The following is a 25,578-nucleotide window of genomic DNA, read 5'->3' on the forward strand; positions in this document are numbered from 1 at the left end:
CTCAGCGGTTGAGTCGCCAGACGTGGGTCGCCAGCACGGCGGCGAAGGCACACCACAGGGCATAGGGGAGCATCGCCAGTCCGGCTTGGCGGTCCGCGTCGGTGGTCCGCCGCACCAGGTCGCCGCTGCTGGTCGCCAGTACGGCGGCGCCCAACGCGGAAATCCCGAGTCGATGGAACCGGAAGAACAGCCAACTCCATCCGGCGTTGAGAACCAGGTTGATCGCCAACGCGCCGATGTAGCGGCGCGCCTTATCGCGTTGTCCCGTGCCACGGAATCGGTCGATCGCCACCGCCGAGCTGGTGGCGATGTCGCCGTAGAGCGCGGTCCACACCACGGGGAAAGCGACGCTGGGCGGTTGGTAGCAGGGCTTACGCAGCCGTAGATACCAGTCGCCGGTACTTCCCGGGCTCGCGATGGCTCCACTGCCTGCCGCGATGGCGACGGCCAGTCCGGTGCCGGCCAGTATCGACTTGTTCATGAGCTGCTCCGTTCGGATGCCGTGCGCTGAATAGGGTTAATGGCTAACAGGTTTAGGGATGCGGGGCCACCAGATACGGTCACCGATCAAGGTGAACAGCGCTGGAATGACAAGGGTGCGCACGACGAACGTGTCCAGCAGGATGCCAAGGCCGACGATGATGCCCAACTGGGTTAGCACGATCAACGGCAGCACACCCAGCACGCAGAAGACGGCCGCCAACACAATTCCCGCGCTGGTGATAACGCCGCCGGTGGCCGACACCGCCCGGATCATGCCCTCGGAGGTCCCTCGGACGCCCTTGTGCGCCACCTCTTCTCGTGCTCGGGTAACCAGGAAGATGGTGTAGTCCACGCCCAGGGCCGCCAGAAAGAGAAAGGCATACAACGGCGTGCTGTTATCCAGGGCGGGGAAGCCAAACAGGTGCCGGCTGGCCCAGCCGCCGAGACCGAGCGCTGCCAACGCCCCAAGAATCGTGATCGCCAAGAGAGTCGGCGGCGCCACTACGGATCGCAACAGCACGTACAGCACGACCACGATGACGACCAGGATTGCCGGAATCAGCAGCGCTCGGTCACGAACCGCGGCGTTGCGCACATCCAGCGCCTGCGCGTCCGGGCCGCCCACCAGGGCGTCGGTGGTGACCTTTCGCGTTGAATCACGAAGTGCTGCAATCGTTGTGAACGCTTGCTCCGACGACGGCGGCGCATCGATCACTACCGACCACTGGGTCAACCCGCCCTCGGACTGATCCGCCGTGGTTACCGATACCACACCGGAGGTCGCGCCGATGGCGTCGCGCACCTGCCGAGCCCGTGTGGTGGGAGCGATGACCACCGTCGGGTTGACCAGACCGGCGGGAAAATGCTGGGACACGATGTCGAATCCGGAAACCGAATCGGCATCTACCCGGAATTGCTCGGTCTGCGACAACCCGATCCGGGTACCCAGCAGCCCGGAGGCCAGCCAGATCAACAGTGCGATGGCGACCACCGCGACCGTGGCCGGACGGCGCGCGACCTGTTGGGCGACCCGAAGCCACCATCCCGAATCGGGATTGGCGCCCGCGTCGGCGTGCGGGATGAACGGCCAGAAGAGCCGCCGCCCGCACAACGCCAGCAACGGCGGCAACACCACCAGAACCGACGCCGCGGCAACCACAAGCCCACACGCCGCCAACGCGCCCAGACTGCGGGTGCTCGGCGTCGAGGCGAAGATCAGTGTGAGCAGCGCCAGCACCACTGTGGCGTTGCTGGCGACGATTGTTGGCCCCGCCATCCGGACCGCCCGGCGCAATGCGTCGCGGTGGTCGGCGTAACGGGGAAGTTCTTGGCGATACCGGGAAATCAACAACAGTGCGTAGTTGGTGCCGGCGCCGAACACCAGCACGCTGGTGATTCCGGAGGTGGACCCGTCGAAATTCAAGCCGGTCAGCGACGCGACCGCGGTGCCGACCGACGCCGCGACCCGATCGGCGAACCCGATTACCAGGAGTGGTAGCAGCCACAGCACCGGCGAGCGGTAGGTGACGATCAACAGCAGGGCGACCACCGATGCCGTGACCGCCAGCAAGGTGATGTTGGCATCCCTGAACGCGTTGGCGATATCGGCGCCGAACGCCGGTCCGCCCGTGACGTGGGCTTGCAGGCTCGCCGGCAGGTCGCGGTGGGCGGCACTGCGCAACGCGGTGACGGTGTCGTTGAGGGCCAAACCCGAGAGGTCGGCGCTGATCGGGACCACGGTGACGGCTGCCCTGCCGTCGACCGACACCATCGTCGGCGTCGGGGGTTCGGCGGGGTCGGCGATCGCTTGCATCCGGCTGCGGGCTTGCGCGGTGGCGCTGAGCTCGGCAGCGGCCAGCGGCGCCGCGTCGGCGCGGCTGACCACCAGTACCAGCGGAGCGCGATCGCCGCCGAAGAACCGGGCGGACACCGCATCGGCCCTCGCGGAGCCCGAGTCGGTCGGCACCGTCCGTGGCGCCTCACCCGCTGCCGAGTTTCCCCCGATGAGCACCATGAACCCGGTAGCTGCTACCGCAGTGCCCAATGTGACGAGCCAGGACCGCCGGCCCGTGACTACGGCGGCCAGCCAGTCCCACGGCACATGCCAAGTATTTCAGTTATTTAAGTATTAATCAATCCGAGGGGCGGCGACCGTATCACCGAGGGCGCCGCACCTGGCCGATGGGTCGCCGCGAATAGTCAATTACGCCAGGATTATTCGACTACTAGCCGGCACCTGCGACAGCGGCCGGTTCGATTTCACTCCGACGGGAAGGCGCGCCCCGGCCGCGATGGCAGAGTTGCGGCGTCTGATCGTGTCGGCGCACTGCGAACACTGCTGCGAACCGAATTGGCTTTCGCCAAAGGCAAACGCACGGGAATCGGGTGCGCTAGTCGATGCCCTTGAGCGCGGTGACCAGACCGTCGGGGTCTGCCACGGTCACGGTCACAGCCGAGTGGTCACGCAGTCCCAGCACGCGATGCACGCGCGGTTCGAAATGTACACACACCCCGGCCTGTGCATTGGTTCCAAAAGTGAGCCCGTCGTCGACCAGGGACAATCGAGGGCCGACCGCGGTCCACCACCGGTACGGGCCGGTGATGTGCGCGTCGTCGACGCTCGACAACGGCACGTCGACACGAAACGGGCCGTAGCGGGCAACGAAACGCCCGTCGTCGGTCAGCAGCACTCCCTGGTGGCCCGGCCATCGAAACGGTAGCCACATCGGGGCCAGCCGAGCGTCGTAGCGGTATGGGAAGTACCGGCCCGTGTCCTGCGACATTAGATGGCTCCGTTCGGTGGCTTCCGATCTGGCTTGCTACCCCTAGAGGCTACTGGCAGGGCAGTTCGACTCGGTTAATCAATCCGGCCAATCCCGCGAATCCGTGAATACTCATGCGGCCGCAAAACTAAAGTGCATCCATCATGGTTTGTCCGGGCCAAGAACGGGTAATCGGCTCTAGCCGGACGTCATGTGCAGCCTTGGATTAGCGGGAGTGGATACGCCCTAACGGACGCGAAGGGTGGTTGGGGCCAGATGGGAACCATGTTCGGCGGATCTTGCCGTTCAGCGGTCGCCACCGCGCTCGCGCTGGTGTCCCTGGGCGCACCGGCGGCCGCTGAGGCCAAGACTGGCCTCACGGTATTTCCGGGTATGCAGATCCGCCAGGGCAGTGTCGCGTGCACGGTGGGGTTTGTGGAGACGAAGATGCGGATTGCGCTCAGTGCCGGTCAGTGCAACGGCGGGCCGACAGTGACCGACAGCGAACGCCGTGTGGTCGGTGAGGTGTTGCTCGCCCGCCGCAACATCGTCGGCGAGGTCGCGCTGGATGGCGCCACGGCCGGAATCGAGTATGAAGTCATCAGGCTTAGCCCCGAGGTGACCGCCACCGACCGGCTGCCCTCTGGACGTCAATTGCAGTCCAGTCCGGGATTTCGCGTGCGGCCGGCCTTGCCGGTGTGCCATTTCGGAGCGACGACCGGGCAAGTCTGCGGCGGCCGGGTCGGTTCCGTCAGCGGCAACCGGTTTAGCATTGCCGACTTGGCTGCAGACAAACGAGACCTCGGCGGCCCGGTGTATGCGCTGGGCGATGACAACCAAGCCGTGATTGTCGGATTGCTCGACGGTACGCGCGGATCGCTGCTCGAAGCGCAATCCTGGCATGTGGTCATGCGGCAGCTCTACCTCGATTCGAGTTCGCTGAACTCACCGCAGCCACCGCTGGGCGGACTAACGACGGGCCGGTAGACCGAGGCGGTCAGCGGTGGCGGCCGAGCAGATGGCGCAGGGCCGAATCGAGTGCAGGTTGGCGAAACCGGTGCTGGGCCTGGACGAGTCGGCGGGGTGCGACGCGCTGACTGGCATAGGCGAGTTCGCGCGCGCCTTGCTCGCCTAGCAATAGTCGCGGGCCCAGGGCCGGAACGGGCAGGGTGGCTGGTCGACGCAACACGTGGGCCAGGGTTCGGGTGTACTCGGCATTGCGGATCGGTTGTGGTGCAACGGCGTTGATCGCACCCGAGAGTGCGGTGTCCCAGAGTGCGCGGTGATAGACGTCGACGAGGTCGTCGATCCCGATCCAGGACAACCAGTGGTGCCCGTCGCCGAGGCGGCCGCCCAGCCCAGCACCAAACAGCGGACGCAGCAACCGCAGGGTGCCGCCGCGCGGGGATTGCACGACTCCGGTGCGTACTCGTATCACCCGCACCCCGCACTGCTCCGCCGGGATGGTCGCGTCTTCCCAGTTGGACACGACATCGGCGAGAAACCCTTCACCGCGATCACTTTCCTCGGTGAGCCATTCGTCGCCGCGGTCGTATCCGTAGTACCCGATCGCCGAAGCCGAGATCAGCACCGAAGGCCCGTCGATGGTGTCGGCCATGAGCTGCGCCAAGCGACGCGTCGGTCCAATTCGGCTATCGAGGATGGCGTTTCGATGACTACCGGTGAATCTCCCCGCGATCGAGGCACCGGCCAGGTGAACGACGGCGTCTACCCCGCTAAGCAATCCCCGGTCGGGGTCGTCGGGGTTCCACCGGCGCTCGTGCGAGCCACGGGGGGTGCCACGGACCAGGCGGATCACCCGGTGCCCGCCGGTGCTCAAAAATGCCGTCAACGCCGAACCCACAAGTCCCGACGATCCGGTCACGGCCACCGTGGTCGGTACCAAACCATGGGCGGCGGCCAACCGGTGCGCCGCCAAGTCATCGGCGAGCTGACGGTGCCGGTAGACGAACATCGGGCGCAACATCGATTCGGGCACCGGCGTATCGACCCGGTCGATCATTCTGCTGCGGCCTTCGCCGGCATCTTCGAATTCGTGGGTGTGCCGCCACCGCACCATGATCCGGGTCGGCAGCGAGGCCGGTCCAGCGATGCCGATGGTGTCGACGAAGCGTCGTGGTGGGTCGTAGCAGTCCGCCTGGTGGACGGCTACCCAGCGCAGGCCACCAGGCAGCGCGAGTGTGGCGCGGCCATCCTTTAGTGATTCGGCCTCGGCCACCAACCTCATGGGTTGCCACGGTGGCGACAGCCGGTCGAAGGCGCCCGGCCGGGCGTGCCACTCGAACACCTGGTCACGCGGCGCATCCAGCACGCTCGCATACCTCAACCCCATCACTTGACGTTACCGTCCAAATGGTGGGTAGGCCGCCGCGGATAGGCGATCAGCGGAATAGTGTTTGGTATGAGCGTTTTGGACGGCATTCGTCCCTTGCTTGACACCACACTCGATCGTGCGGTCCTCCCGGGCTATACCCGCATCGGCTATCAGCTCCGTCGATTCGGTTGGCCGCAGGATCCGCCGTCGACGGCCCTTCGCGGTCAGACCGCGCTGGTTACCGGCGCCAATCGCGGCCTGGGCAAGGCCATCGCGTCGGGCTTGGCCCGCCTGGGCGCTACCGTCCTGTTGACCGTGCGGGACCGCGACAGCGGCGAACAGGCACGCGCCGAGATCGCTGCCGAATCTGCCGCCGAGGTGCGGGTCGAGGTGTGTGACGTGTCCGACCTGACCGCGGTACGCGCCTTCGCCACCGACCTGCGCGGCCGAGTTCCTCGACTGGACGTGCTGATCCACAATGCCGGCTTGCTGCCCGCTACCCGTACCGAGTCCATTGACGGTCACGAAATCAGTTTGGCCACACATATTTTAGGGCCGATCCTGATGAGCGAGCTATTGCTTCCAATCCTGGCCGACTCGGACCAGCCGCGAGTCATCCTGATCTCCTCGGGCGGCATGTACACCCAATCGCTGCCCGTCGAGGACCCCGAGTACCGGCGTGGCCGGTACCGAGGTGCGGTCGCCTACGCCCGCACCAAACGGATGCAGGTGGCCTTCACACCGATCCTGGCGCGCCGCTGGGCGAGCCGCGGCATCGGTGCGTACAGCATGCACCCGGGCTGGGCCGATACGCCCGGTGTGGCTTCGTCGCTGCCTGGGTTTCGCGCCGTGACCGGCCCGCTGCTGCGCACGCCTGCCGAGGGCGCAGACACCGCCGTGTGGTTAGCCGCGACCAGACCCGCACCGCCCACCGGCACCTTCTGGCACGACCGGCGCACCCGCCCGGAGCACTATGTGCCGTGGACCCGATACAGCGACCATGAGCTCGAGCTGCTTTGGCGCTATTGCGCAGCGGCTATCGGTATCGACTAGCGATCGGGCAAGGCGTGCTCGATGATCGGCAATCGGGGCAGTGGCTGTCGTTCGCTACGTTTGGCCGCCAGGTATAGCTGAGTCGTTTCCTCGGCCACTGTCCGCCAATCGAAGTCCGACGTCAGGCGCTCCCGGGCGGCATTGGCGCGCCGTTGTGCCGCGGTGGGATCATCGAGCACCGAGCACACCGCGGCGGCCAGCGCCGCCACGTCGCGGGGTGGACACGATACTCCGGTCAGTCCGTTGATGACCGCTTCACCTAGGCCACCGATGTTGGAGGTCACCAGCGGGGTGCCGGCCGCGGCGGCCTCCAGCGCAACCAGCCCAAACGGCTCGTAGTGGCTTGGTAATACGGCGACGTCGGCTCGATGCAACAAGGCCAGCAGTTCGTCGTGCTCGAGGTGGCCGACAAACGTGGTCGCCTTGAGCACCCGGTGCTTGCGGGCTTGCTCGATCAGCCAATCTTGTTGTGTTCCTTCGCCGGCAATCGTCAGTGTGGTACCGGGGTGGTTGCGTCTGATCCGCGGTAGCGCAGCGATGGCGTTGTGCACGCCCTTCTCGTACTCCAGTCGCCCGACGTAGAGCAGCTCTGGTGGTCTGGTGCGCGGGCGGCGCGGTGCGAACGGCCAGCGTGCTGCATCGATACCGTTGCGAATAACCGTGATTTCCGGAAGTCCGGGACCGAACAGCTCGGTGATCTCATCAGTCATCGACGCCGAACAGGTGATGAGCGAATCGGATTCACGTACCAGCCAGGACTCTACCGCGTGCACTTGACGGCTGAGGTCTCCAGAAACCCACCCGGAATGGCGCCCGGCCTCTGTTGCGTGAATGGTGGAAATCATTGGCACGTCGTAGAACTGGGCGAGGGCAATGGCTGGATGTGCCACCAGCCAGTCGTGTGCATGCACGATGTCGGGTTGCCAAGCCTGGTCGGCGCCGTGGCGCTTAAGCGTCAGCCCGGCGCGGATCATGGCATGACCCATGGCAAGCGTCCACGCCATCATGTCGCTGCCGAAGGTGAATTCGTGCGGATCTTGGGCGGCGGCGATCACCCGAACTCCCTCGCTGACCACGTCGGAGGAGGGGTGCGTGCTGGGATCGGTGCCGGACGGCCGCCGCGACAGCACAACGACCTCGTGACCTGCCGCGGCCAATGCGGTGGAGAGGTGGTGCACATGACGACCGAGCCCGCCGATCACCACCGGCGGGTACTCCCACGACACCATCAGGATCTTCATGCCCCCCCATTTCGCCTTAGTCGCTGAGACTGCGGCCAGGGCGCGAATCCAACCGGCTCCCACGCCCTCGCCGCAGGATGGATGCCGGTACCGCAGTCTCGGTTGTCCAGCTGCCCCGACACGGGGGTCATTTGGGCAACCTTCTTGCATCCAGGGCGCCGAACAGACCGTCGGCGCGGTTCCAGCCATCAGCGAGCCGCTGCGCGGTGTCGCGCCGCCCCGACGCCAGCGCGCCGGCGATTTCTCGGGTGGCGTGGGCATGCAGGTGCGCGCGATACCGCGCGTAATCTGCGGCCGAGTCCTTACTCACCATGAAGGGCCAGTCGCTGGAGACGGTGAGCAGGGTCTCGCGCAGGATCTGATCGGCCACACGATCGCGGGGGATGGGCCCGTCCAGCGAGGCCCGCTGGGTCAGCGCTTTGTCGACGGTGGTCAATGCGGTGTCAACAATCTCGCTGTTGAGCTGGACCAGATCGGCCACCTGCTCGCCGCTCCAGACCTGCCAGTCTTTGCCTGAACCCCAAGAGCTGGGCGGCAATTCGACCGGTGTGCCGAGGTAGCCGCGATTCATCGCATCGCGCAGTGTTCCCACCCGTACGCCGGCGGCCGGCAATGCCCGCAGCACCCGCTGCAGCCAGGTCGGCCCCTCGTACCACCAGTGTCCGAACAACTCGGTGTCGAAGGCGGCGACCACATGGGCGGGTCGCCCGATGCGCTCGGATTCGGCGATCAGCCGGGCTCGTACCACGTCGACGAAGTCGGCGACGTGGACGTCGACCGCGCGGTCGGCGCGCTCCGGGTCGTAGGGTGCCTTGGCTTCGGAAGCCACATTGCGGCCCGTGACCCGGGCGGGTTTGAGGCCGGTCAGGTGGTCATAGGTGTGGAAATCGCGATAGGCGGTGTGGCCGGGATACCCCGATTTTGGTGACCACACCCGGTAGCTGACCTGGAGGTCACGCCCGAACGCCACCACATCGCTGTCCCCGACGGGCCGGCCCAGCGCGGTGTCACCGTGCAGCGACGGGCCGTCCACCATGAAGTGGGTGACCCCCGCCGCGGCGTAGTCGTTCTCCAAGCCCGGCGCGTAGGCACATTCAGGTGCCCAGATACCGCTCGGGCTTTCCCGATTTCGCGGCCCGAGCCGCAGCTGTGCGTCGGCGAGGCCCTCGCGCAGCGCGAATTCGCGTAGCCGGGGATGCAGCAGTGGCTGGAATGGGTGGGCGAGAGGACCGCCGAGCAGTTCCACTGTGTCGGCGTCCACCAGGCTGCGCAGCAGGGGGCTGCCACCGTGTCGCCACCAGGTGCCGAACTCGTCAAGCGCTTCCTCGGCTTGTGCGGACTCGCGAATTCCGAAGGCGCGCAACGCTTCCGGTGTACACGATAGGTAATTCGCCGATTTCGACAATGGTGTGTGGCGCACGCTGGCGGCCTCGGCGGCGCGCAGCCGCCAGTTGGCCAGCCAGTGGTGCATTCCGTCCAGGCAATACGGGTCGTCAAGTTGGGCGTTGACCACCGGTGTCATGCCGAGAGTGATCAGCCCGCGGCGATCCTCGTCGGCCAGGGTGCGCAGCACCCGCAGCAGCGGCAGGTAAGCGGCCGACCACGATTGATAGAGCCACTCTTCACCGACCGGCCAGCGGCCGTGATGGGCCAGCCAGGGCAAGTGGGTGTGCAGCACCAGGGTGAACATGCCAGGCACCCGATCTGGCGAATTGGTCGCTGCCCGACTGGTCAATGCCGCACCGCGATCGCAATCAGATCCAAGCTGTCGTCGATGTCGTGGGCCTGGTCCAGGTCGGCCGGGACAATGTCGAAGTCAGCGGTGGTAACCGCGGCGACGTCGGCCGCCAGTTGCGGTGACCACGGCGCGTCGGCCACTGCGCGTGCGATCTGTGCGTCGATGATCGAGCCGCCATGGCGCGCATCCATCTCACGTAACCGCGTCCCGTGAAAGAGACCGCACATTTCCACCTCAGGAAAACCGGCGTCGACTAACAGCTCGGTGAGTTCGTCGGCGTTGAGTTCGCGGGTGTGAAACGGGTTGATCGGGGTTTCGCGGCCGGGGGAGAAGGTGATCCGGTTCGGGGTGGACACCATCACCAAACCCGAGGGGCGCAGCACCCGGGCGCACTCGCGCAGGAATTGGCCTTGGTCCCACAGGTGCTCGATGACCTGGAAGTTGACCACCACGTCCATTGAGGCGTCGGGTAGCGGTAGCTCGGCCAGGTTGGCTTGCCTGACGTGTACACGCGGGTAGCGGGCGCGCACATGGTCCACCGCGGCCTGGTCGTAGTCCACGGCGACCACCCGACGAGCCACACCGGCGATCAGGTCCGCCCCGTAGCCCTCGCCGCAGCCGGCCTCGAGTACCTCCCTGCCCGCGCAGCGCGGCGCCAGTCGTTCGTAGGCGACCTCATGGCGGCGAAACCAGTAATTCTCGATGTCGAGGTTGGGGATGGTGCGTTCACCGGTCAGCATCAACTCCGCACCGACCGCCGGCTGGCTGTCGGCCGGGGACTGGGGGCGAACCTCGGGAATGAATGCGCTCATTGCTAAGGCAGGCTAACCCGTACCGCCCGATTCGCGAACCGGGCACCGGACACGTGTGCAGCAACGAGGCGGTCCACGCCCACGGCGTCCGGCGTGGCTGACGGGGGGAGGAGCGGGCAATTAGCCCAGTACCACCCGCTAAGGTGTGAGGGCAGACCGCAAAAAGTTACCGTCTAGTAACATGCCTGTGCGGTTTTGAAACGCGTGACAGAGTCCGGTAGCCCGACGCCGCCGGACGCCTTCGAGGAGGACGAGCCACACCTATGACGAACATTGTGGTCCTGATCAAGCAGGTCCCGGACACCTGGTCGGAGCGCAAGCTGACCGAGGGTGACTGGACGCTCGACCGCGAGGCCGCAGACGCGGTCCTGGACGAGATCAACGAGCGCGCGGTGGAAGAGGCGCTGCAGATCCGGGAGCGGGAGGGCGGCGAGGGGTCGGTCACCGTGCTGACCGCGGGCCCCGAGCGCGCCACCGAGGCGATCCGCAAGGCGTTGTCCATGGGCGCCGACAAGGCCGTCCATCTCAAAGACGATGGCATGCACGGCTCGGATGTCATTCAGACCGGCTGGGCGCTAGCCCGTGCGCTGGGCACCATCGAAGGCACCGAGCTGGTGATTGCCGGTAACGAATCCACCGACGGGGTGGGCGGCGCGGTGCCGGCCATTATCGCCGAGTACCTGGGTCTGCCGCAGCTGACCCACTTGCGCAAGCTGTCCGTGGAGGGCGGCAAAGTCACCGGCGAGCGGGAGACCGACGAGGGCGTATTCACTCTCGAAGCCACGCTTCCGGCGGTGGTCAGCGTCAACGAGAAGATCAACGAGCCGCGCTTCCCGTCGTTCAAGGGCATCATGGCCGCCAAGAAGAAGGAAGTCACCGTGCTGACCCTGGCCGAGATCGGTGTCGAGGCCGACGAGGTCGGGCTGGCCAACGCCGGGTCGACGGTGCTGTCTTCAACACCCAAGCCGCCGAAAACGGCCGGTGAGAAGGTCACCGACGAGGGCGAAGGCGGCAACCAGATCGTGCAGTATCTGGTGGCCCAGAAAATCATCTGACGAGCGCTACCCACAGACGTAGAGAGCGATATAACCCATGGCTGAAGTACTGGTGCTCGTTGAGCACGCTGAAGGGGCGTTGAAGAAGGTCAGCGCCGAATTGATTACCGCCGCGCGTGTGTTGGGCGAGCCGGCGGCCGTCGTTGTCGGTGCTCCGGGCGCCGCCGGGCCGCTGATCGACGGGCTCAAGGCGGCCGGTGCCGCCAAGATCTACGTCGCCGAGTCCGACGTGGTCGATCAGTACCTGGTGGCACCGTTTGTCGACGTGCTGGCGGGGCTGGCGGAGTCCTCGGCGCCGGCTGCCGTGCTGGTGGCCGCGACCGCCGATGGCAAGGAGATCGCCGGCCGTCTCGCGGCCCGGATCGGATCCGGCCTGCTCGTCGACGTGGTCGAGGTCAAAGCCGGTGCAGTGGGCATCCACAGCATCTTCGGTGGTGCCTTCACCGTCGAGGCTCAGGCCAACGGCGACACCCCGGTGATTTCCGTGCGCGCCGGAGCGATCGAGGCGGAGCCGGCCGACGGTGCTGGGGAGCGGGTCAGCGTGGACGTGCCGGCACCCGCCGAAAATGCGACCAAGATCACCTCACGCGAACCGGCGGTCGCCGGTGACCGTCCCGAGCTGACGGAGGCCACCGTGGTGGTGTCCGGTGGCCGTGGTGTGGGCAGCGCGGAGAATTTCAGCGTGGTCGAGGCGCTGGCCGACTCGTTGGGCGGCGCCGTCGGTGCCTCGCGTGCGGCGGTCGACTCCGGCTACTACCCGGGCCAGTTCCAGGTGGGTCAGACGGGCAAGACGGTGTCACCGCAGCTCTACATCGCGCTGGGCATCTCCGGAGCGATCCAGCACCGCGCCGGCATGCAGACGTCGAAGACCATCGTCGCGGTCAACAAAGACGAAGAGGCGCCGATCTTCGAGATCGCTGACTACGGCGTGGTCGGTGATCTGTTCAAGGTTGCACCTCAACTAACCGAGGGAGTCAAGGCTCGCAAGGGCTGACACTTCTCCGGTACGGCAGCCAACGGCCCCGCGGTAGGCGGGGCCGTTGCATTTTGTGGGTGCGTCGTTAGCCGTAACGCAGCCCGCTCTTGCCGTCGACGCCATCGAGCCCGTCTTCTCCGCTGTTCCCTGGATTGACCGGTGCGGCGGCGGCTCCACCGGTGGCCCCGGCACCGCCGGCGCCACCGCTACCGATCAGCTGGGCGGACCCGCCGCTGCCACCGCTGCCGCCATTGCCTCCGGAAACACGTTGGGTGTAGGTGATGCCGCCGGCGCCGCCCGCTCCGCCGGCGCCGCCCTCGCCATACAGCCGTCCGCTGGCGCCGCCCGCTCCGCCGTTGCCGCCCGGTCCACCCATTCCTGAGGGAGGGCCGACGTCGGGGTCGTTGACCCCGATACCGCCCACACCGCCGTGGCCGCCCGCCCCGCCGTTGCCGACTATCCACCCAGCGCCGCCGCCGTTGCCGCCGGCTCCGCCGGCACCGGCATTCAACGAACCGCTCAGACCGCCGGCCCCACCGGCCGCACCGGCGCCACCGGAACCGAACAGGCCCGCGGCGCCACCGCTGCCCCCCGCTCCGCCACTGCCACCAAAGTCGCCCTCGATAATGGAACTGGCGTTGAATACCACGCGACCATCTCCGCCGGCCCCGCCCTGGCCGCCATCCCCGGCGTTGCCGAACAGTCGTCCGCCGGCTCCGCCGTCGCCGCCGTGGCCGCCGACGCCGGCGCCGAATCCGCCGAGCCCGGCGGCCCCGCCGGCGGCGCCGTCACCGCCGACGCCGAACAGTCCGGCCGCACCCCCGTTGCCCCCGGCACCGCCGGCGCCCCCGTTGAACGAGTTGTTCACAAACGTGTTGCCGGCGAACACAGAAATGAAGCTCCCGTCTCCGCCAACCCCACCCTGGCCGCCATCCCCGGCGTTGCCGTACAGCCAGCCGCCGGCACCGCCGTTGCCGCCGTCGCCGCCGTTGCCGGTGGCATCATTGCCCGCAACACCGCCGGCCCCACCGACCGCACCGGCCCCGCCGGCGCCGAACAGGCCGGCGGCGCCCCCGGCGCCTCCGGCGCCACCACTACCGCTGAACGCACCGGAAACGGTGTTGGCGCCGATGGCGGTGTAGTTTCCGGCCCCGCCGCTTCCGCCTTGCCCGCCGGTTCCGCCGTCGCCGTACAGCCAGCCGCCGCGGCCACCGTCGCCGCCGTTGCCGCCGTTGCCGGAGCCCCCGTTGGAGTCCCCGGTGATCCCGCCGGCCCCGCCGGCTGCGCCGTCGCCACCGGCGCCGAACAGACCCGCAGCGCCACCGGTGCCACCGGCGCCACCGCTACCACCGAAGAGACCGCCGGAGGCGGCGTTTCCGCTTCCGCCGGACCCACCTTGCCCGCCGGCGCCGGCCGCGCCGGCCACCCAGCCGCCGTCGCCGCCGGCACCGCCGGCGCCGCCGCTGCCGGCGGAGGCACCGGTCAGTCCGGCCGGGTCGGCCGGGTCGATTCCGCCGGCGGTTCCGCCGGTTCCGCCGGCCCCGCCGGCCCCGCCGGCACCCCACCATCCGGCGGTTCCGCCGGCGCCGCCGGCACCGGCGTTGCCGCCGTTGAACCCGAACGCACCGGCAACGCCCGCTCCGCCGGCACCACCGATTCCGCCATTGCCGAATAGCCAGCCGCCGGCCCCGCCGGCCCCACCGACTGCTCCGGCCCCGCCGGCACCGCCGTTGCCGCCGTCGCCGATCAATCCCGCCGCGCCGCCGGCGCCACCGGCCTGGCCGGCACCGCCGGGCGCGCCGTCGCCACCATTGCCGTAGAGCCATCCGCCGGCGCCGCCGGACTGTCCCGGCGATGTCGCGTCTGCCCCGTCACCGATGAGCGGGCGGCCCAGCAGCGACTGGTCGGACAGGGCCCCGTCCGCGCCCGCGGCGCCGCCGACCCCAGTCAGCCCGTCATTGCCTGGGATTGCGGCACCGGGTGCGGCTCCGCCGCCGCCCCCGGTCCCGCCGATGCCGCCGCTACCGAACATTTGCGCCGCTCCGCCGCCGCCGCCGTTTCCGCCGTTGCCCCCGGACACGCCATCGGAGTAGGTGAGGCCGCCGCTGCCGCCGTTGCCGCCGGCGCCGCCGTTTCCGTAGAGCCACCCGCTGGTGCCGCCGGTGCCGCCGGCCCCGCCGGCGCCGCCGATGCCGTCGACGAAGCCGATGTCGGTGTCGTTGACTCCCGATCCGCCGGCCCCGCCTCGCCCGCCGGCCCCGCCGTCACCGAGCAGCTGTCCGCCGGCCCCGCCGGCGCCGCCCGCGCCTCCGCTGCCGCCGTTGTCGGCTCCGCTGAGCCCGCCGGATCCGCCTGTCCCACCGGCACCCCCGGTACCGATCAGGCCAGCGGCGCCGCCGCCGCCGCCGGCCCCGCCGGCGCCGCCCACGTCACCAAAGTCCACAAGGCCGTCGCCGTAGGTGAAGTAGCTGTCTCCACCCGCACCGCCCTGTCCGCCATCCCCGGCGTTGCCGAACAGCCGCCCACCGGCTCCGCCATGGCCGCCGACACCCCCGCTGCCTGCTGTGATCCCCCCGATCCCGGCGGATCCACCGGCACCGCCGACCCCGCCGGTCCCGAAGAGCCCGGCGGCGCCGCCGCTACCTCCGGAGCCGCCCGCGCCGCCGACCGCGGCGAGGGCGTAGTGGCTACTCAGGAATAGCCGCCCTTCGCCGCCGATCCCGCCCGCACCGCCGGCCCCAGCGTCGCCGAACAGCCATCCGCCGCTACCGCCATCACCACCGGTGCCGCCGGCGCCGGTGGTGTCGAGCCCGAAGAGCCCACCCGTTCCGCCGGTTCCACCGGCGCCGCCGGCGCCGATCAATCCCGCGGTGCCCCCGGCGCCCCCGGCGCCCCCCTGACCGCTGGAGTAGGTCTGAACAGAGCTGCCCGTGGAGTCGATGTAGCCGCCGGCGCCGCCGCTTCCGCCGTGCCCGCCGGCCCCGGCGTTGCCGTAGAGCCACCCACCCCGGCCACCGTCACCGCCGCCACCGCCGTTGCCGCCACCACCGACGTTCCCGGTGAGCCCGCCGTCCCCGCCGGCACCACCGAGCCCGCCGGCCCCGAACAGTCCGGCCGCACCTCCGGTGCCACCGGTGCCGCCGCTGCCCCCAAACAGACCCTGCGCGCTGGCGTTTCCGTCACCACCAGCACCACCTTGTCCGCCGGAACCGGCGTCGCCGAACAGCCATCCGCCGGCTCCGCCACTGCCGCCGTTGCCGCCGCTACCAGCGGAGATGCCGATGACGTTGTTTCCGTCAATGCCGCCGGCGGCGCCGCCGGTTCCGCCGGCCCCGCCGGCTCCGCCTTCGCCCCACCACGCGGCGGCACCACCTGCGCCGCCGGCCCCGGCATTGCCGCCGTTGAAGCCGGGCGCGCCGGCTAGGCCGGACCCGCCGGCCCCGCCGGCACCGCCGTTGCCAAGGAGCCACCCGCCGGCCCCGCCGGCACCGCCGGTGGCGCCGGCCCCACCGGCGCCACCGATACCGCCATTGCCGATTAGCCCCGCAGCGCCACCGGCGCCCCCGGTGACGCCGGGGTTTGTGCCGGCTGCACCGTTGCCACCGTTGCCAAACAGCAACCCGCCCGCCCCGCCGGCTTGGCCGGGAGCCGTCCCGTCGGCACCGTTGCCGATCAGCTTGCGCCCTAGCAATGCCTGCGTGGGCGCGTTGATCAGGGCCAGCATGGCTTCCAGCGGCGATGCGTTGACCGCCTCGGCGGCGGCGTACTGACCTTCCGCGTTGGCTAGCGTCTGCACGAACTGTCGATGAAACGCGCTCATCTGAGCGCTGAGGCTTTGATACTCCTGGGCATGGGTGCCGAGCACCGCCGCGATCGCCGCCGATACCTCGTCGGCGGCCGCGGCCGCCAGCGTTGTGGTCGGGACTGCTGCCGCGGCATTGGCCACGTTGATTGCTGAGCCAATGCCCGCCAAATCCGTAGCGGCCGAAGCCAGCATTTCTGGGACTGTCACCAGATACGACATCGCTTTCCTCCCACGCGGTTGTCGTCGGCCCATCAGGCAGAAACTCAGCGTATCGGCAATCCAACCCTATGTTTATTGTTTTCTCTGGATTGTTCGCCGGCCCGCCGCTGCAGGCCGGCGTCAGGCCCGCGTGGATCTCGAATTATGCCGTGAGACAACGACATAACGTTCGATCGGTCGGTGAGGTGCAGAGGCCACAGGATATTCGGATGCCGGCGTATGAATCGAGAAATGGTTCCGGTCTTTGGCGGCGTCGTGCAGCCGCATTCGAGGCGGATAATGCCTCGTAGCTTGTTGCTGGGCGCAACTCAATGCCAAATTCAGCTAGCGCACATGGGCCGTTCCGGGATTCTTCGCGGCGTTCGATCGTTGTTCACGATCCGGCAAGGTTTCTGCGCACCACGCGACCGCGGTGATCGAGCTGCGACGTTTTGTCATCTGACGTGCACCGACATGTCATAGCGCCGACGCCAATTCGCTGACCGATTACGCCACGTTGTTGGCATGAGCAACGCTTCGGTACTCATTCCAAGTGACAAACCGCGCGATCCGACGAGGGCCACCAGCGGACCGCACTATTCGTTATTGCTCTCCACCGATCCCGGCCTGATCGAGGCGGCGCAGCGGCTCCGGTACGACGTGTTCACCAACACCCCGGGCTTCGCGCTGCCGACAACTGGCGAGGCCTGCCGCGACGTGGACCCGTTCGACGAATACTGCGACCACCTGCTGGTCCGCGACGACGACACCGAGGAACTGGTCGGCTGCTACCGGATGCTGCCGCCGGCGGGGGCCATCGCCGCCGGCGGGCTCTATACCGCGACGGAGTTCGACGTGCGGGCGTTGGATCCGCTGCGACCGTCGTTGGTGGAGATGGGCCGTGCCGTGGTCCGCGAAGGTCACCGCAATGGTGGGGTGGTGTTGCTGATGTGGGCGGGCATCCTGGCCTACCTGGACCGCTACGGCTACGACTATGTGACCGGCTGTGTGTCGGTGCCGATCTGTGGCGAGTCAGATCCACCGGGAAGCCAGATCCGCGGCGTGCGCGACTTCGTGCGCACTCGCCACATGGCGCCCTACCGGGTGCGCCCGTACCGGCCGGTGCGGGTGGACGGGCGATCCCTCGAGGACATCCCACCGCCGTCCCGCCCCGCGGTTCCGCCGCTGATGCGCGGCTACCTGCGGTTGGGTGCGCGCGTGTGCGGTGAGCCCGCCCATGACCCCGACTTCGGCGTGGGCGACTTTTGTGTGCTGCTGGACAAGCGTGACGCCGATACCCGGTATCTGCGCCGACTGCGGTCGGTGTCGGCGGCTTCGACGATGAGCCCGGACATGGCGGGTGGCGAGATCCGGTGAACAGCCCGATGCGCGCACCCGAGCACTCCTGGCTGCCGCGCACATCATGCAGCGTCGGCTGCGTGGGTGTCGGCGACGCTGGGCAGTTGCGGGGGCCGAGGGTGGTGCCGCGGGTGGCGCTGCGCGTCATGTTGGCCCTGCTGTTGGCGCCCGGGGTGCCACTGCTGGTCATGCCATTGCCGGGCCGGACGCGGGCACAGCGGATCTACTGCCGGTTGGTGCTGCGCTGTTTCGGGGTCCGGATCGCGATATCGGGCAGTCCGATTCGCAACCTGCGGGGCGTGCTGGTGGTGAGCAGCCACATGTCCTGGTTGGACGTCTTCGCGATCGGTTCGGTATTGCCGGGATCTTTCGTCGCCCGAGCCGACATGTTCACCGGGGGCGTGGTCGGGATGGTGGCCCGCATCCTGCGGATCATCCCGATCGAGCGGGCGAGCCTGCGGCGGTTGCCGGCTGTGGTGGACACCGTCGCGCGCCGGCTGCGCGCCGGTCAGACGGTGGTGGCCTTCCCTGAGGGCACCACGTGGTGCGGTCTGGCCCACGACGATGCAGGTCTTGGGCGGCCTCGAGGCAGGGGCTCCGCCGGCGGTGCGGCGGCCGGCGCCAGCCCCGGGCAGCACTTGGGGCCCGGGCCCTTTTATCCGGCGATGTTTCAGGCGGCGATCGATGCCGGCCGGCCCGTGCAGCCGCTGCGATTGACCTATCACCACGTCGACGGCAGCGTATCGACGGCTCCCGCCTACGTCGGCGACGATACGTTGTGGCGGTCGATCCGCCGGTTGCTCCGCGTGCGCCGTACCATCGCGCGGGTCCACGTCGAATCGTTGCAGCTGCCCGGTACCGATCGGCGAACCCTGGCCGGCCGCTGTCAAACCGCCGTGCAGGCGGGCTCCCCGGCGGACCGCACGCCGCACCGGGGTCACGGTTACCCGGTGGCGGTCTAGGCGCCCAGGGGTCCGCGACCCGGATGCCGCCGACCCCGGGCAACAACTCGTCGGCCGGACCGGCCCTGCTTGCAAGTTTGGGGTCGCTGAGCTGGCCGGTATCCTTGGCGGGTCATGGTCTACCTCGATCACGCCGCCACCACCCCGACGCACCCCGCCGCCGTCGAGGCGATGATGGCCGTGCTCGGCACGGTCGGCAACGCGTCGTCGCTGCACACCAGCGGCAGAACGGCGCGCCGCCGAATCGAGGAATCCCGTGAGCTGATCGCGGACAAATTGGGCGCGCGTCCATCAGAGGTGCTCTTCACCGCGGGCGGCACCGAGAGCGACAATCTGGCTGTAAAAGGAATCTACTGGGCCCGCCGTGACGCGGAGCCAGGCCGCCGGCGCATCGTCACCACCGCGGTGGAGCACCATGCCGTGTTGGATTCGGTCAATTGGCTCGTCGAACACGAAGGTGCCCAGGTCACTTGGCTGCCCACCGCTGCTGACGGCTCGGTGTCGGCCGCCGCGCTGCGCGAAGCGCTGCAGAGCCATGACGACGTCGCGCTGGTGTCGGTGATGTGGGCCAACAACGAGGTCGGCACCATCATGCCGATCTCCGAACTCTCCGCCGTCGCCACCGAGTTCGGCGTCCCGATGCACAGTGACGCCATTCAGGCAGTCGGACAGTTGCCGGTCGACTTCGGCGCCAGCGAGCTGGCGGCGATCAGTGTGGCCGCGCACAAGTTCGGCGGTCCGCCAGGCGTGGGTGCGTTGGTGCTAGGGCGTGACGCCAGCTGTGTGCCGCTACTGCACGGAGGCGGTCAGGAGCGCGATATTCGCTCCGGCACCCCCGATGTTGCCAGCGCGGTCGGAATGGCGACAGCGGTACAGATCGCGGTCGATGGGCTGGAAGTCAACACCGCTCGGCTGCGAGTGATGCGGGACCGTCTGGTTGACGGTGTGCTCACCGAGATCGACGACGTTCGTCTCAACGGTGCCCGCGGCCCGTTGCGGCTTGCGGGCAACGCGCACTTCACCTTCCGCGGCTGCGAAGGGGATGCGTTGTTGATGCTGTTGGATGCCAACGGGATCGAATGCTCTACCGGTTCGGCCTGCACCGCAGGCGTGGCCCAGCCGTCGCATGTGTTGACCGCGATGGGCGCCGACCCAGCCAGCGCTCGCGGATCGCTGCGTCTTTCCCTGGGGCACAGCACTGTTGAGGCCGATATCGACTCGGCTCTGCAAGTGCTGCCCAACGCGGTCGCGCGTGCCCGACGGGCCGCCCTGGCCGCCATGGGGGCACCCGGATGAGAGTTCTCGCCGCGATGAGTGGCGGCGTCGACTCGTCGGTGGCCGCCGCCCGCATGGTTGACGCCGGGCACGACGTGGTCGGTGTGCACCTGGCGCTGTCGAAGGCGCCCGGTACGTTGCGCACCGGCTCACGGGGGTGCTGCTCCAAAGAAGACGCGGGCGACGCGCGTCGCGTCGCGGACGTGCTCGGAATTCCGTTTTATGTGTGGGATTTCGCCGAAAAATTCAACGAGGACGTGATCGACGACTTTGTGTCCTCATACGCCCGCGGGGAAACCCCCAACCCCTGTGTGCGATGCAACCAGCGGATCAAATTCTCGGCATTGTCGGCCAAAGCGCTAGCCTTGGGCTTTGACGCGGTGGCAACCGGTCACTATGCCCGGCTAGCCGATGGCCGTCTGCGGCGCGCCGTCGACCACGACAAGGACCAGTCGTATGTGCTGGCCGTGCTAACCGCCGAGCAACTGCGCCACGCGGTGTTCCCGATCGGAGACACGCCCAAGCCGCTGATCCGGGCCGAGGCGGCCCGTCGTGGCCTGGCGGTGGCCACCAAGCCGGACAGCCACGACATCTGCTTCATACCTTCGGGAAACACCCAGGCGTTTCTCGGTGAGCGCATCGGCGTTCGTCGGGGGAGCGTGGTCGATGCGGACGGCGCGATCCTGGCCACCCACGACGGCGTGCACGGTTTCACCATCGGCCAGCGCAAGGGCCTAGGTATTCCCGGGCCCGGCCCGGATGGTCGCCCGCGCTACGTCACGGCCATCGATGCGGACACCGGGACGGTTCGCGTCGGTGGTGCCGCCGATCTTGACGTGCGCGCATTGTCCGGACGATCACCCGTCTTCACTTCGGGAGTGGCACCTTCGGCTCGGATCGAATGCGCCGTCCAGGTACGTGCGCACGGCGAAATCGCTAGCGCGGTAGCGGAATTGGTTGGTGAGGAGCTTTTAGTACAGTTGCATGCCCCGCTGCGCGGTGTGGCCCGTGGTCAGACCCTGGTGATGTACCGCCCGGATCCGGCCGGTGACGAGGTATTAGGCAGCGCCACCATCGCCAGCGCGTCGGCCCGCTCGCCCGCGGTGCCCTAGCCCGGCACGTTGGCGGCGATATTCGTCAAGACGATGTCGGAGACCGATTCCGGAAACCCGCAGAAGGTGACTTCTAGCAGGGCGACCGAAACCACCCGGTAGTCGCGACCGCAGTCACCGGGCCGGATTTGTAGCGAATCGTCGTCGGCCTGCCAGGTGTCGATGAACAGCCAGCCGGTTGAGGTGTCTGCGCAACTGTCCACCGTGGCCACCAGGGCGTCAAAGGCGCGCCGGGCGGTCTCGGCGTCCCGATAGACCGCGGCGGCCTCGGAGATCAGGCTGCGATCCGGAGGATCCTGGAAGGTGGTCTTGTGAAACGCCTCGATATCCGGACCGAAGGTTGCAGTTTCGGCAAAGACGAACCGGCATGGGTGCGGTGCGGTCTCGGCGAGGTCGTCGATGTCGACCGGATAGCTACCGTCCATGGCGGGCACGATGGTCAGGTTCTCGCCGGCACCGGTGATCGCGCGCATGCGCGACTGATCCAACAGCAGCGAGTTGGCGTCGAGCATGCCGAGGGGGGAACGTCCGAACGCGGGTAGCGCTTCGCCATCCACCACTCGCGTACACCCCGCTGTCAGCAGCATCGCGCAACACACCAGCAGTCGCCGGATCCGCATCGCCATCTGTCACCCTTCTGTGGTTGCAACCTACCCCCGCAGCCCACCTGGAAACACCCCTGGTGAAGCAGTCCCGATGTGATGTCCAATACGGTTGGCGGGTGAGTGTTTTCGCGCCACCTGTCGCTTCGCCATTTGTCTCGCCATTCGTCAATGCCACCGGCATAGGATCCTGGCCCGGCACCGCAGCGCGGTCGGCCGCCGAGATCGTTGTCGGCGAGCTTGCGGACGCCGTGGCGCATCTTGTCGAGCTGCCCGCCCGAGGCGTGGGGGCCGACATGATCGGGCGGACCGGCGCACTGCTGATCGATCTGGCCGTTGACACGGTGCCGCGCGGCTACCGGGTGGTCTCCCGGCCCGGCGCGGTGACCCGCCGAGCCGTCAGCATGCTCAACGAGGACATGGATGCCCTGGAAGAGGCATGGGAGAAGGCAGGTCTTCGTGGTGGGGGGCGGCTGGTCAAAGTACAGGCATGCGGGCCAATCACGCTGGCGGCTGGCTTGGAGCTGGCCAATGGCCACCGGGCAATCACCGACCTCGGTGCCGTGCGTGACCTGGCCGCCTCGTTGGCCGAAGGTGTCGCCGTTCACCGCGCGGCCCTGGCCCGGCGGCTCGATACACCGGTGGTGGTGCAGTTCGACGAGCCCTTGCTGCCGGATGCGTTGGGTGGACGGTTGACCGGGGTGAGCGCGCTGAGCCCGGTCGCCGCCCTGGACGAGGCGGTGGCCGGTGCGTTGCTTGAGACCTGCGTCGAGAGGGCCGGCGCCGACGTGCTGCTGCATAGCTGCGCGGCGGAGTTGCCATGGGATCTGTTGCGACGCAGCGGCATGAGAGCAGTCGCGGTGGATGCCCACACGCTGCGCGCCGCGGATTTGGACCAGATGGCGGCGTTCGTCGACTCCGGCCGCGGCATTGGGCTCGGGGTCGTCCCGGCCAGCGCGCCGGAGCGGCAGCCGTCGGCCGAAGAGATCGCTGCCGACGTGGTGGCGGTGACCGATCGCCTTGGCTTTTCCCGAGGGCAGCTGGTGGACCGCATCTGGGTGACACCGGTATGCGGGCTGGCATCCGCGACGCCGCGCTGGGCGCGGGGCGCAATCGGGCTGGCTTGCAAAGCCGCAAAGCTGCTCGCCGAAGACCCGGACCGCTGAAATGCGCACAGATTACCGCCCCGGTCGTGTTCGAGCGCAGCGGACAACCCCACGGCAATCTGGACGCTCATGGTGCTCAGCTAGCCTGCCAGAGTGAGTTCACCCGAAGCTGACCCCACACCGCCTGATGTGTTGCGGCAGTGGCAGGAACTGGCCGAGAAGGTACGTGAACACCAATTCCGCTACTACGTGCGAAACGCGCCCACCGTCACCGACGCGGAATTCGACAAGCTGCTGCGCAATCTCGAAGCGCTCGAAGCGCAATATCCCGAGCTGCGCAGCCCGGACTCGCCCACGCAGTTGGTCGGCGGCGCCGGATTCGCGACAGACTTCCAGCCGGTTGACCATCTGGAGAGAATGCTCAGCCTCGACAACGCATTCAGCGCCGATGAACTCGGCGCCTGGGCCAACCGCATCCATGCCGAGGTCGGCGACGCGGCACGGTATTTGTGTGAGCTCAAGATCGATGGCGTGGCGTTGTCGTTGGTCTACCGGGAGGGCCGGCTGAGTCGTGCGTCGACGCGGGGAGATGGACGCACCGGCGAGGATGTGACCCTCAATGCCCGCACCATCGAGGACGTCCCCGAACGGCTACACCTCAGTGACGAGTACCCGATGCCCGCCGTGCTCGAAGTCCGCGGTGAGGTGTTTTTTCGGGTGGCCGATTTTCAGGCGCTCAACGCCAGCCTGGTGGAAGAGGGCAAGGCACCGTTTGCCAACCCGCGAAACAGCGCGGCGGGGTCGTTGCGCCAGAAAGACCCGGCGGTCACCGCCCGTCGGCGGCTGCGGATGATTTGCCATGGGCTGGGTCATAGCGAGGGTTTTCGCCCGGTCAGCTTGCACGAGGCCTACCTGGCGTTGCGAACCTGGGGCTTGCCGGTGTCCGTGCACACCAGGTTGGTCGACGACATGTCAGCCGTGCAGGAACGCATCGACTTTTGGGGCGAGCATCGCCATGAGGTGGACCACGAAATCGACGGCGTGGTTATCAAGATCGACGACGTCGCCCTACAGCGCAGGCTCGGCTCCACCTCGCGGGCACCGCGCTGGGCCATCGCGTACAAGTATCCGCCCGAGGAAGCGCAGACCAAGCTGCTCGACATCAAGGTGAACGTTGGGCGCACCGGACGGATTACCCCATTTGCATTCATGACCCCGGTCAAGGTGGCCGGGTCGACGGTGAGCCAGGCCACCCTGCACAACGCCGCTGAGGTCAAGCGCAAAGGTGTGCTGATCGGAGACACCGTGGTGATCCGCAAGGCCGGCGACGTAATCCCTGAGGTGTTGGGCCCCGTGGTCGACCTGCGCGATCGCTCCGAACACGAATTCGTCATGCCCACAACATGTCCCGAATGCGGCACCCCGTTGGCGCCGGAGAAGGAAGGCGACGCCGACATTCGTTGTCCCAACGCCCAGCGCTGTCCGGCCCAGTTGCGAGAGCGAGTGTTTCACGTTGCCAGCCGAAGTGCCCTGGACATCGAGGTGCTGGGATATGAAGCGGCGGTCGCGCTGCTGCAAGCCGGAGTGATCGCCAGCGAGGGCGACCTGTTCACGCTCACCGAAGACGACCTCTTGCGCACCGACCTGTTCCGCACCAAGGCCGGCGACCTGTCGGCCAACGGTAAACGGTTGCTGGCCAACCTCGACAAGGCAAAGACCGCGCCGCTGTGGCGCGTGCTGGTGGCGTTGTCCATCCGGCACGTCGGGCCGACCGCGGCCCGCGCGCTGGCCACCGAATTCGGCAGGCTGGACGCTATCGCCGAAGCGTCCACCGAGCAGCTCGCCGCCGTGGAGGGTGTGGGACCCACCATTGCCTCGGCGGTTTCGGAGTGGTTCACCGTCGACTGGCACCGCGAGATCGTGGACAACTGGCGGGCGGCTGGGGTGCGGATGGCCGACGACCGTGACGAGAGCGTGCCGCGCAACCTCGCCGGGTTGACCGTGGTGGTCACCGGCTCGTTGACCGGGTTTTCCCGGGACGAGGCCAAGGAGGCCATTGTCGCGCGTGGCGGCAAGGCCGCTGGTTCGGTCTCGAAGAAGACGTCCTACGTCGTCGCGGGCGACTCGCCGGGATCGAAGTACGACAAGGCCGTTGAGCTGGGGGTACCAATCCTCGATGAGGACGGGTTTGCAAAGCTGCTGACCGAAGGACCCCCTGACACCGAGCAGCCAGCGTGAAATAGTAATGAATGCCGTTCTATCAATGCTTCGTCCCGCAAGGATCGCTCAGCGCTGACACCCGTGCCACGCTGGCCGATGCGATCACCGAAATCCATTGCACCGTCACGGGTGCGCCTCGCGGATTTGTTCACGTCGTGTTTGTCGAATACGACCCGACGGCCTACTTCACCGGGGGTAGACCCAACAGCTGTTCGGTCATCAGTGGGACCATTCGCGCCGGCAGAGATCGCCAGACGCGCGCTCGGCTGCTTACCGAGCTGTCGCAATCTTGGGTGGCGATCACCGGCGAGGACCCTCGCTCGCTGTTGATCGGCCTCAATGAGGTTGACTCCACGTCGGTGATGGAGGCCGGGTTGATCATGCCGGCCCCCGGTGAGGAGGCCGAGTGGCTGCAACGCAACCAGCAGGTGCTCGGCAAGCTGCTCGCCAGCCAGTAGGAGAAAGTTGACGATGAAAGCAATTG

The 25,578-nt window shown here is 67.9% G+C and carries 20 protein-coding genes; 11 read left to right on the plus strand and 9 right to left on the minus strand.

The features are described 5' to 3' along the window. Position 1: 1 nt before the first annotated feature. From MB901379_RS07165 to MB901379_RS07175, 3 genes are all read right to left on the minus strand, one after another. Positions 2 to 481: a TspO/MBR family protein gene (locus tag MB901379_RS07165; RefSeq protein ID WP_158015979.1), complete on the minus strand. Its 480-nt coding sequence runs from the start codon at positions 479 to 481 to the stop codon at positions 2 to 4. 36 nt (positions 482 to 517) lie between these two features. Continuing rightward, positions 518 to 2,584 carry an MMPL family transporter gene (locus MB901379_RS07170; protein WP_158015980.1) on the minus strand — a complete coding sequence of 689 codons (2,067 nt, stop codon included), beginning with the start codon at positions 2,582 to 2,584 and terminating at the stop codon, positions 518 to 520. A gap of 289 nt (positions 2,585 to 2,873) precedes the next feature. Beyond that, the gene (locus MB901379_RS07175; protein ID WP_158015981.1) at positions 2,874 to 3,266 is read right to left on the minus strand and encodes a hypothetical protein; all 393 of its coding nucleotides are present in this window, start codon (positions 3,264 to 3,266) and stop codon (positions 2,874 to 2,876) included. Positions 3,267 to 3,521: 255 nt separating this feature from the next. On the opposite strand from MB901379_RS07175, the gene MB901379_RS07180 reads away from it, so the two are divergent. Next, a complete protein-coding gene (locus MB901379_RS07180) occupies positions 3,522 to 4,232 on the plus strand; it encodes an Rv1815 family serine proteinase (RefSeq protein WP_158015982.1) in 711 nt (236 codons plus the stop codon). A gap of 10 nt (positions 4,233 to 4,242) precedes the next feature. On the opposite strand, the gene MB901379_RS07185 is transcribed toward MB901379_RS07180, so the two are convergent. After that, a complete protein-coding gene (locus tag MB901379_RS07185; RefSeq protein WP_158015983.1) occupies positions 4,243 to 5,598 on the minus strand; it encodes a TIGR01777 family oxidoreductase in 1,356 nt (451 codons plus the stop codon). Between the two features lie 69 nt (positions 5,599 to 5,667). On the opposite strand from MB901379_RS07185, the gene MB901379_RS07190 reads away from it, so the two are divergent. Beyond that, on the plus strand, positions 5,668 to 6,633 hold the full coding sequence (locus tag MB901379_RS07190) for an SDR family NAD(P)-dependent oxidoreductase (protein WP_158015984.1): 966 nt from the start codon (positions 5,668 to 5,670) through the stop codon (positions 6,631 to 6,633). Here the strand turns inward: MB901379_RS07190 and MB901379_RS07195 are convergent. The 3 genes from MB901379_RS07195 to MB901379_RS07205 all read right to left on the minus strand — a co-directional run bounded on the left by MB901379_RS07195 (position 6,630) and on the right by MB901379_RS07205 (position 10,424). Beyond that, positions 6,630 to 7,874, minus strand: coding sequence for a glycosyltransferase family 4 protein (locus MB901379_RS07195; protein WP_158015985.1), 1,245 nt, complete (start codon positions 7,872 to 7,874; stop codon positions 6,630 to 6,632). The two genes, MB901379_RS07190 and MB901379_RS07195, sit on opposite strands and share 4 nt — an antisense overlap. 127 nt (positions 7,875 to 8,001) lie before the next feature. Continuing rightward, positions 8,002 to 9,564: a 1,4-alpha-glucan branching protein domain-containing protein gene (locus MB901379_RS07200; protein ID WP_158015986.1), complete on the minus strand. Its 1,563-nt coding sequence runs from the start codon at positions 9,562 to 9,564 to the stop codon at positions 8,002 to 8,004. A 41-nt stretch (positions 9,565 to 9,605) separates the two neighbouring features. Continuing rightward, a complete protein-coding gene (locus tag MB901379_RS07205) occupies positions 9,606 to 10,424 on the minus strand; it encodes a class I SAM-dependent methyltransferase (protein WP_158015987.1) in 819 nt (272 codons plus the stop codon). A gap of 263 nt (positions 10,425 to 10,687) precedes the next feature. Between MB901379_RS07205 and MB901379_RS07210 the strand changes: the two genes are divergently transcribed. Further along, positions 10,688 to 11,479 carry an electron transfer flavoprotein subunit beta/FixA family protein gene (locus tag MB901379_RS07210; protein ID WP_158015988.1) on the plus strand — a complete coding sequence of 264 codons (792 nt, stop codon included), beginning with the start codon at positions 10,688 to 10,690 and terminating at the stop codon, positions 11,477 to 11,479. A 37-nt stretch (positions 11,480 to 11,516) separates the two neighbouring features. Next, positions 11,517 to 12,473 carry an electron transfer flavoprotein subunit alpha/FixB family protein gene (locus tag MB901379_RS07215; protein ID WP_158015989.1) on the plus strand — a complete coding sequence of 319 codons (957 nt, stop codon included), beginning with the start codon at positions 11,517 to 11,519 and terminating at the stop codon, positions 12,471 to 12,473. Positions 12,474 to 12,540: 67 nt separating this feature from the next. Here MB901379_RS07215 and MB901379_RS07220 read toward each other — a convergent pair whose 3' ends face one another. Continuing rightward, positions 12,541 to 16,479, minus strand: a complete 3,939-nt coding sequence (locus tag MB901379_RS07220) for a PE family protein (RefSeq protein WP_158015990.1) — start codon at positions 16,477 to 16,479, stop codon at positions 12,541 to 12,543. Positions 16,480 to 16,983: 504 nt separating this feature from the next. Here MB901379_RS07220 and MB901379_RS07225 point away from each other — a divergent pair. The 4 genes from MB901379_RS07225 (at position 16,984) to mnmA (ending at position 21,166) form a co-directional block, all read left to right on the plus strand. Beyond that, entirely contained in the window at positions 16,984 to 17,835 is an 852-nt protein-coding gene (locus MB901379_RS07225) for a GNAT family N-acetyltransferase (protein ID WP_158015991.1), read from the plus strand. An 8-nt stretch (positions 17,836 to 17,843) separates the two neighbouring features. Further along, entirely contained in the window at positions 17,844 to 18,779 is a 936-nt protein-coding gene (locus MB901379_RS07230; RefSeq protein WP_158019017.1) for a lysophospholipid acyltransferase family protein, read from the plus strand. A 114-nt stretch (positions 18,780 to 18,893) separates the two neighbouring features. Then, positions 18,894 to 20,075: a cysteine desulfurase family protein gene (locus MB901379_RS07235; RefSeq protein WP_158015992.1), complete on the plus strand. Its 1,182-nt coding sequence runs from the start codon at positions 18,894 to 18,896 to the stop codon at positions 20,073 to 20,075. After that, positions 20,072 to 21,166, plus strand: coding sequence for a tRNA 2-thiouridine(34) synthase MnmA (mnmA, locus tag MB901379_RS07240; protein WP_158015993.1), 1,095 nt, complete (start codon positions 20,072 to 20,074; stop codon positions 21,164 to 21,166). The genes MB901379_RS07235 and mnmA overlap by 4 nt, the downstream gene beginning before the upstream one ends. On the opposite strand, the gene MB901379_RS07245 is transcribed toward mnmA, so the two are convergent. Further along, positions 21,163 to 21,792: a sensor domain-containing protein gene (locus MB901379_RS07245; protein ID WP_158015994.1), complete on the minus strand. Its 630-nt coding sequence runs from the start codon at positions 21,790 to 21,792 to the stop codon at positions 21,163 to 21,165. The two genes, mnmA and MB901379_RS07245, sit on opposite strands and share 4 nt — an antisense overlap. A 95-nt stretch (positions 21,793 to 21,887) precedes the next feature. Here MB901379_RS07245 and MB901379_RS07250 point away from each other — a divergent pair, with 95 nt between their 5' ends. The 3 genes from MB901379_RS07250 to MB901379_RS07260 all read left to right on the plus strand — a co-directional run bounded on the left by MB901379_RS07250 (position 21,888) and on the right by MB901379_RS07260 (position 25,552). Further along, positions 21,888 to 22,934 carry a uroporphyrinogen decarboxylase/cobalamine-independent methonine synthase family protein gene (locus MB901379_RS07250; RefSeq protein ID WP_197717870.1) on the plus strand — a complete coding sequence of 349 codons (1,047 nt, stop codon included), beginning with the start codon at positions 21,888 to 21,890 and terminating at the stop codon, positions 22,932 to 22,934. A 93-nt stretch (positions 22,935 to 23,027) separates the two neighbouring features. Beyond that, positions 23,028 to 25,112 (plus strand): NAD-dependent DNA ligase LigA, encoded by a 2,085-nt coding sequence (gene ligA, locus MB901379_RS07255; RefSeq protein WP_158015996.1) that lies wholly within the window; start codon positions 23,028 to 23,030, stop codon positions 25,110 to 25,112. 11 nt (positions 25,113 to 25,123) lie between these two features. Continuing rightward, positions 25,124 to 25,552 carry a tautomerase family protein gene (locus tag MB901379_RS07260; RefSeq protein ID WP_158015997.1) on the plus strand — a complete coding sequence of 143 codons (429 nt, stop codon included), beginning with the start codon at positions 25,124 to 25,126 and terminating at the stop codon, positions 25,550 to 25,552. The last annotated feature ends 26 nt before the right edge of the window (positions 25,553 to 25,578 follow it).

The organism is Mycobacterium basiliense (assembly GCF_900292015.1).
Lineage (GTDB): Bacteria > Actinomycetota > Actinomycetes > Mycobacteriales > Mycobacteriaceae > Mycobacterium > Mycobacterium basiliense.